This is a genomic window from Streptomyces hydrogenans (assembly GCF_014656075.1).
Taxonomy (GTDB): Bacteria; Actinomycetota; Actinomycetes; order Streptomycetales; family Streptomycetaceae; genus Streptomyces; species Streptomyces hydrogenans.
In genome coordinates this window covers 1-1,571 of sequence record NZ_BNBS01000283.1, presented here as the reverse complement: position 1 = coordinate 1,571, position 1,571 = coordinate 1, and the positions used below count along the sequence as shown (strand labels likewise).

Here is a 1,571-nt window from a genome sequence, read left to right as displayed (position 1 = left end):
GTCGAGGCCCGCCGCCCGCGACGGATCGCGCCACCGCCATCGCCGCCCCCGCTCCGGAACCCCGCCGCACGGCCACGGCAAACGCCCGCGCGCACCGAGGCCCGGCCCCGGCGCGCGGGTCGGATCCCGATGACGGCCCCCGGCCGGGTACGAGTCCCTGTCGGGCGCGCCTCCGCTCGCCCCGTCAGACCACGGCGAGCCGGTCCACCAGGAGCTCCGTCCTCCGGTCGGCCTCGGCGGGCGGAAGGCGGCCCGCGCGGGTCAGGGTCGCCAGACCGTGCAGGGACGCCCAGAACACCTCGGTGAACAGTCCCGGGTGGACGCCCTCCCCGGCCGCCTCGCCGAGGTTGTCCAGGAGTGCGGCGAAGGCGTCCTTGAGCGGCGCCGGGGTGTCCTCGTGCGCGAAGGTCAGGCCGCCGTCGAGCTGGAACATGGCGTCGTAGACCGCCGGGTTGCGCGTCGCGACGTCGAGGTAGGCGCGGGCGAGGGCGGCCGCCTGGGCGCGCGGGCCGTCCGCGGCGAGGGCCGCCGCCCTCAGCTCCACGGCCATCTCCGCGGCGCCTTCGAGGGCGACGGCGCCGATGATCTCCCGCTTGCCGCGGAAGTGGCTGTAGAGGACGGGCTGGCTGTACTCGATGCGCTCGGCCAGCCGGCGGGTGGTGACCGCGTCCCACCCCTGCTGCTCGGCGAGTTCCCGGGCCGTCGCCACGATGAGGCGCTCGCGGTCCGCCCGTTCGCGTTCCTTGCGTTCCTGTACCGACATGATTCGATCCTAGCACCGCTAGACAATCGAGCGGCAGCAGCGCTAGCGTTGCCTCATCATCTAGCGGCGCTAGATCCCAGGAGGGGTCATCATGCTCAACGCACTCCAGGTCTTCACCACCGTGGTCGTCGGCGTGATGGTGGGGGTGGAGTTCTCCGTCGCCTTCGTCATGAACCCGATCTTCAACGCCCTCCCCGAGGACAGCGCCCAGCGCGCCCGCTCCCACGGGGGCCGGATGCTCGGGGCGGTGATGCCGGTCTGGTACATCACCTCGCTGCTCCTCGTCGTCGCCTGGGCGGCCACGACCTGGCACTCCTCGGGCACCGGCCTCGTCGTCGCCGCCGGCGGGTTCCTGCTCCTCAGCGTGATCATGTCGGTCCTGCTGCTCGTCCCGATCAACAACCGGAACAAGACGTGGACCCCCGAGAACCGCCCGGCCGACTGGAAGGAGCAGATGAACCGGTGGAACCGCTACCACTACGCCCGCGTCGCCGTCATCATCGCCGCCTTCGCCCTGCTGGCCGCCGCCCTCGTCTGACGGCGACGAACGAGGACCGGCCCCGTCCGGCGGGAACGCGGCCGGTACGGGGCGGGGCACGGGTTCAGGGAAGTACGGGCCTCACCCTGGGAGCGGCGCCGTCGCACGGGGACAGGCCGCAGCGGCCCTCGCGGACGGCCCCGCCTCCGGGGAACGGAAGCGGGGCCGTCGGCGCGGTGTCGGGCGCGCGGGGTGGGCGGGGGCGGGTCAGGCGGTGTGCAGGCGGAGGCCGTAGCGGGCGAGGATCTCGTTGACCGGCTGGAACCAGGT

The 1,571-nt window shown here is 73.5% G+C and carries 2 protein-coding genes; one reads left to right on the top strand and one right to left on the bottom strand.

The window, feature by feature from the left end; all coding sequences use genetic code 11:
- Positions 1-184: 184 nt before the first annotated feature.
- Positions 185-763: a TetR/AcrR family transcriptional regulator gene (locus IE321_RS41410; protein ID WP_190226770.1), complete on the bottom strand. Its 579-nt coding sequence runs from the start codon at positions 761-763 to the stop codon at positions 185-187.
- 91 nt (positions 764-854) lie between these two features.
- On the opposite strand from IE321_RS41410, the gene IE321_RS41405 reads away from it, so the two are divergent.
- Positions 855-1,301: an anthrone oxygenase family protein gene (locus IE321_RS41405; protein ID WP_190226769.1), complete on the top strand. Its 447-nt coding sequence runs from the start codon at positions 855-857 to the stop codon at positions 1,299-1,301.
- Positions 1,302-1,571 lie beyond the last annotated feature (270 nt).